Origin of the sequence: Acrocarpospora macrocephala, assembly GCF_009687865.1 — a bacterium.
Lineage (GTDB): Bacteria > Actinomycetota > Actinomycetes > Streptosporangiales > Streptosporangiaceae > Acrocarpospora > Acrocarpospora macrocephala.
In genome coordinates this window covers 1-5536 of record NZ_BLAE01000140.1, presented here as the reverse complement: position 1 = coordinate 5536, position 5536 = coordinate 1, and the positions used below count along the sequence as shown (strand labels likewise).

Annotated in this window: 5 protein-coding genes; all 5 read right to left on the bottom strand. The window is 71.6% G+C overall.

Annotation, left to right across the window (positions count from 1 at the left end):
• Positions 1-92 precede the first annotated feature (92 nt).
• Positions 93-1184, bottom strand: a complete 1092-nt coding sequence (locus Amac_RS53200; protein WP_155362046.1) for a prephenate dehydrogenase — start codon at positions 1182-1184, stop codon at positions 93-95.
• 126 nt (positions 1185-1310) lie between these two features.
• Positions 1311-1670 carry a chorismate mutase gene (gene aroH / locus Amac_RS53195; RefSeq protein ID WP_155343022.1) on the bottom strand — a complete coding sequence of 120 codons (360 nt, stop codon included), beginning with the start codon at positions 1668-1670 and terminating at the stop codon, positions 1311-1313.
• A gap of 34 nt (positions 1671-1704) precedes the next feature.
• Entirely contained in the window at positions 1705-3984 is a 2280-nt protein-coding gene (locus tag Amac_RS54645) for a pseudouridine synthase (protein WP_176611964.1), read from the bottom strand.
• Positions 3981-4589 carry an SMC-Scp complex subunit ScpB gene (gene scpB / locus Amac_RS53185; RefSeq protein WP_174900335.1) on the bottom strand — a complete coding sequence of 203 codons (609 nt, stop codon included), beginning with the start codon at positions 4587-4589 and terminating at the stop codon, positions 3981-3983. Before scpB ends, Amac_RS54645 begins: the two co-directional genes overlap by 4 nt.
• Complete coding sequence (locus Amac_RS53180) at positions 4582-5469, bottom strand: segregation and condensation protein A (protein ID WP_155362044.1); 888 nt, start codon at positions 5467-5469, stop codon at positions 4582-4584. Before Amac_RS53180 ends, scpB begins: the two co-directional genes overlap by 8 nt.
• Positions 5470-5536 lie beyond the last annotated feature (67 nt).

The following is a 5536-nucleotide window of genomic DNA, read 5'->3' as shown; positions in this document are numbered from 1 at the left end:
GGCGGAGCCCGAGGGAAAACAATGGGCTGGGTGGGTGGGAGTTCCACGCCGATCGGGAGCCAGTGCGAAGCCACGGTATCGGGCACCTGTTTCTAGGGCACCTGCCACCCATGTTCGCGCAACGCCGCGGCGAAGACGCCGGCCGCCTCGGGCTGGACCGAGAGTTCCACCGCGCCCAGCGGCAGGCCCGGCACGTGCTCCAGGCGTACGTCCTCGATGCTGACGCCGACCTGCTCGGCCACCTGGAACAGCCGGGCCAGCTCGCCGGGACGGTCGCCGATGACCACGCCGACCACCGCGTAGGTGCGGGCCGGGCCGCCGTGCTTGCCGGGAATCCGGCCGGTTCCGGCCACCCCGCGCCACAGCAGCTCGGTGACCGAGCCGATCTCGGTGCCCTCGGCGGCGAACTCGCGCAGCGACCTGGCCGCGGCCGCCAGATCGTCCGCGACCGCCTCCAGCACGGCCGCCACCGGGCCCGCGTTCCCGGACAGGATGCCGGTCCACAGCCCCGGATCGCTCGCCGCGATCCGCGTCACGTCCCTGACCCCCTGCCCCGACAGGCCCAGCGCCGTCTCCGACGCCTCCGCCAGCCGCGCCGCCACCGCTGAAGCGGCCACATGCGGCGCGTGCGACACCACCGCGACCGCCTCGTCGTGCTCCCGCGCGTCCACCACGACCGCGTTCGCCCCGCACAGCGACACCAGCTCCCGCATCGCCCTGACCGCCTCCGGCGCCGCCGCCGGGGTCGGGCACAGCGCCCACGGCCGCCCCAGGAACAGATCCGCCCGTGCCGCCCCCGGCCCCGACCGCTCCCGCCCGGCCAGCGGATGCCCGGCCACGTACGTGCTCAGATCACACCCCAGCTGTACGGCCTGCGCCAGCGGCAGCGCCTTCACGCTCGCCACATCGGTGTAGAACCGGGCCGCGCCGGTCTTCTGCAGGTCGAGCAGCTGGTGCGCGACATACTGCGGGGGCACCGCGAGAATCGCCAGATCCACCCGCTCGCCAGGACCCCACTCCTCCCCGGCTCCGAGCTCCCTGGCCAGCCGTACGGCCCGGGGGTCGCGGTCGGTGAGGAAGACGCGCACCCCGCGCTGGCGCAGGGCGAGGGCGGCGGACGTGCCGATGAGGCCGGTTCCGACGATGGCGGCGCTGGTGATCACGCCGCCCGGGCTGGGGGTCATGGTGGGTGGTTCCTTACGTACCGTGCTCGTGCGTTTGTGCTCTCACTATGCGCTGCCGAGGGCACTGATCCACGGTTTTTCGGACAAGTGGCTATTTACTGACTGGGCGGATGCTGATTACTGGACTTACTGGGCGATGTCGACGCGCAATGCGACCGCGCCGCGCAGGTAGACGTGCTGGATCTGCTGGCGCGGGCGGTCGGTGGCCACGTAGGCCATCAGCCGGACCACCCGCGGCAGCGCGCCCGGCACGTCGATCTCGCTCGCGCACAGCAGGGGCACGTCGTGGAAGCCCAGCTTGCGCGCGGCCAGGGCGGGAAACTCGGCGGTCAGGTCGGGCGTGGCCGTGAAGATCACGCTGATGACGTCGTCGGTGGTGAGGCGGTTGCGCTCCATCACCTCGGAGACCAGCTCCGTCGTGCCGGAGATGATCGCGTCGCGGTCGTTGCCGTCCACCTGGATGGCCCCACGGATCGCCCGAACCATAATGTCCCCTTAAATGAAGATTTGTCGGGAAAGGTTACAGCTTGACCGCCGCGTACAACTCCCCCACTTCCTGAAGCGACAGCGCGCGTACCGTACCCGGCTTGAGGCGGCCCAGCTTGACCGGGCCGAACTCGATCCTGGCCAGGTCGATCACCCGGTGCCCGGTCTCCTCCAGGAGGCGGCGCACGATGTGCTTGCGGCCCTCGTGCAGGACCACCTCCACCAGCGCCTGCTGGCCGTGCTCCTGGACGATGTGGAACTCGTCCACCTTGGCCAGGCCGTCCTCCAGCTCGATGCCCTTGCGCAGGACCCGGTGCAGGTCGCGCGGAACCGGCCCCGGCACCTTGGCCCAGTATTTCTTCTGCACGCCGAAGCTCGGGTGAGTGAGGCGGTGGGCCAGCTCGCCGTCGTTGGTGAGCAGCAGCAGGCCCTCGGTCTCGGTGTCCAGCCGGCCCACGTGGAACAGGCGCGGGGCCAGCTCCTGGACGTAGTCCTTCAGGCACGGCCGGCCGTCCGGGTCCTCCATCGTGCTGACCACGCCGATCGGCTTGTTCAGCGCGTAGTAGACCAGGTCGGGCGCGGTCGGGATGCGCTTGCCGTCGACGTGGATGATCTGCTTGGCCGGATCCACCCGCGCGCCGAACCGCCGCACGACCTGGCCGTCCACGGTGACCCTGCCCTCGCCGATCAGCTCCTCGCAGGCCCGGCGGCTGGCCACGCCCGCCTGCGCGAGCACCTTCTGCAGCCGCTCGCCGCCCGGCACCTCGGTGGTGTCCCGCTCGTCCACGTAGTCGCGGTCGTAGAAGTCGGGATCCCGCAGGGGCTGCTTGGCCGACTTGAACGGGTTCTGGCTCGCGACCGGCTTGCGGCCCCGCTCGTGGTTCCGGCCTGTTCCCCCGCCGGTACGGAACTCACTGCGCGAGCTGTCCCGACCGAAACGTCCCCGGCTGCCACCGCCGAGGGTCTGCACATCGTCCCGCCGGGATCCGCCGCGATCGGCCCGGAACCCGCCGGGCGCGGACCCGCGCGAGTCACGATCGCCCGGACGTCCGAAGCCGCGGTCGCGGCCCTCCGAGCGCCCGAAACCGCGTGCTCCGTCGCGCTCCGGCCGCCGGTCGAAGCCCCGGGAGCCGTCACGATCGGGACGCCGGTCGTATCCGGGCGCGCCTTCGCGGCCGGAGCGCTGGCCGGACGCGCTGAAGTCGTCGCGGCCCTCCGCGCGCCCGAAGCCGTCACGGTCGGCGCGAGGGCGATTCGCGCCGCTGAAGCCGTCGCGGCCCTGCCCGCGCCCGAAGCCGTCACGGTCGGGGCGAGGACGATCCGCGCCGCTGAAGCCGTCGCGTCCCTCCGCGCGCCCGAAGCCGTCACGGTTGGTACGGGGGCGGTCCGCGCCACGGGAGTGGTCTCGCGGAGCGTAGCCGTCGCGGTCGCCGCGAGGGCGGTCCGCGCCGCTGAAGTCGTCACGGCCCTGCCCACGCCCGAAGCCGTCACGGTCGGAGCGGGGGCGGTCGGTGCCGCGGGAGTCGTTTCGTGGAGCGTAGCCGCGGGAACCGCCGCGCTCGCCGTCCGGGCGGCCGTAGCGGGCGCGTGAGCCGCCCTCGGAGCTGGACGAGGCCCGGTTGTCGGAACGTCCGAAGGAGCCCCGGGAACCACGGTCGTCGCGGGGGGAGCCGTAGCCACGGCCATCTCGGGGGGCGCCGCCGCGATCGTCGCGGGGGGCGCCGTAACTGCGGGCATCTCGGGGAGCGCCGCCGCGGTCATCCCGGGGGGCGCCGTAACTGCGGGCATCTCGGGGAGCGCCGCCGCGGTCATCCCGGGGGGCGCCGTAGCCACGGTCGTCTCTCGGGGCGTACCGGCCGCGATCGTCGCCCGAACGGGGGTAGGGGCGGTCGCGGCCCTCAGAGCGCCCGTAGCCCTCGCCGTCGCGCCGGGCGAAGCTCCCGCCCCCCGGACGGCCTTCGCGAGACTGGGGACGGCTGTAGCGGTCGCCGGAAGGGGACCGGTCGGAGCGGTGGCCGCCGTCGCGGGAATCGCGGGAATCGCGTGAGTCACGGAAGCCGCTGGAGCCTCTGGAGCCACTGGAGCCTCTGGAGCCACTGGAGCCGCTGGAGCCGCTGGAGCCGCTGCCGCCGTCGCGGCCACGGGAGTCGGGGCGGCCGTAGCCGCTGCGGGAGTCCTGCTTGCCGTACCCGCCTCGGGAGCCGTCGCGGTCGGCGCGGAAGGATGAGCGGTCGGGGCGCTGGCCGCCGCTTCTGGGATTGCCGTCTCGGCTTCGACCGCGTCCATCACCGGACGGGGTGCTGCGCTTGTTCACTTCGGTTGCTCCTCTAGGTTTTCCACATCATCGGGGAGGAACGGGGCGAGCGCGGGAAGCTCGTCGAGGTCCCGCAGGCCCAGTCGCTCCAGGAAGTAGCTTGTCGTCCGGTAGAGCACAGCCTGGCTCTCCGGCTCCGTTCCGGCCTCTTCGACGAGGCCGCGCGCGGTGAGCGTGCGCATCACGCCGTCGCTGTTGACGCCGCGGATGGCCGCCACCTTGGCCCGGCTCACCGGCTGCCGGTAGGCGACCACCGAGAGGGTTTCCAGCGCGGCCTGGGTGAGCCGCGCCTGCTGCCCGTCGCGGACGAACCGCTCGACCAGCGCGGCGCACTCGGCCCGCGTGTAGAAACGCCAGCCCCCGGCCACCTCTCTCAGATCAAACCCGCGCCCGGCCGCGGTGTATTCCCCGGCCAGCTCACGCAGCGTGCTCGCGATCTCGTGCGTCGGCCGTTCCAGCACCTGCGCCAGCGTGACCTCGGCCACCGGCTCGTCCACCACGAGCAGGATCGCCTCCAGGGCGGCCCGCAGCTGAGGCTCTCCCGGTTCGGGGCCGGACGGCTCGTCGAAGCCCGTCTCGTCGCCCGTCTCGTCCAGGTCAGGCATCGCCCGCGTCCCCATCCTCCGCGCCGTCCTCGGCGTCATCGCCGGAAGTCCCGGCGCCGGGCCGGTTCCGGCGTTCGGCCGTCTCGTCGTAGTCGTCGCCCACGGCTATGTCGCCGTCCGTGGCGCCGGTCCAGGTCACGTACAGATCTCCCAGCGGTTCGAGCTGTTCGAAGGAGACCGCGGCCTCCCGGAACAGTTCCAGAACGGCCAGGAATCGCGCCACCACCTCGTAGGTGCCCGCGCAGTCGGAGGTCAGCGACCGGAAAGTGGCCCGCCCGGCCCGCCGCAGCCGCTCCACCAGGATAGCGGCCTGTTCCCTGACACTGGCGAGCGGTTGGTACATATGCGTGACCGAAACCGTCGGCGGCGCTTTCGGCGCGAACACTTTCATCGCGATCCGGGCCAGTTGCTCCGGCCCGATCCCCAGAATCAACTCGGGCAGCAGGTTCGCGAACGCCGCCTCCATCGGCACCAGCCGCGGATACCGCAGCGCCTCCTCCGCCATCCGCCCCGAGAAGACCTTCGCCACCTCCTTGTACGCCCGATACTGCAACAACCGGGCGAACAACAGATCCCGCGCCTCCAGCAGCGCCAGATCCTCCTCGTCCTCGACCTCCCCGGTCGGCAGCAACCGCGCCGCCTTCAAATCCAGCAAAGTGGCCGCGACAAGCAAGAAGTGACTGGTCTGATCGAGATCCCACTCCGGCCCCCGCGACCGGATATACGCGATGAACTCATCCGTGACCTGATGCAGGGAAACCTCGGTGATATCCAACTTGTGCTTAGAAATCAGCCCCAGCAACAAGTCAAACGGCCCCTGAAACACCTCCAAATGCACATGAAAGCCCTCTTCAGGCGCGGAGGTCCCTTGCTCAGTCACTCCCCCATTGTCCCGCACCCCACCACGGGATTGCGGCCCTCCAACCCACCCAGCCCCTTCCTCGAAC

Bases quoted from the DNA above. Each gene is read 5' to 3' on its own strand.
- Amac_RS53200 (WP_155362046.1), bottom strand. From the start codon at position 1,184: ATGACCCCCAGCCCGGGCGGCGTGATCACCAGCGCCGCCATCGTCGGA.
- aroH (WP_155343022.1), bottom strand. From the start codon at position 1,670: ATGGTTCGGGCGATCCGTGGGGCCATCCAGGTGGACGGCAACGACCGC.
- scpB (WP_174900335.1), bottom strand. From the start codon at position 4,589: ATGCCTGACCTGGACGAGACGGGCGACGAGACGGGCTTCGACGAGCCG.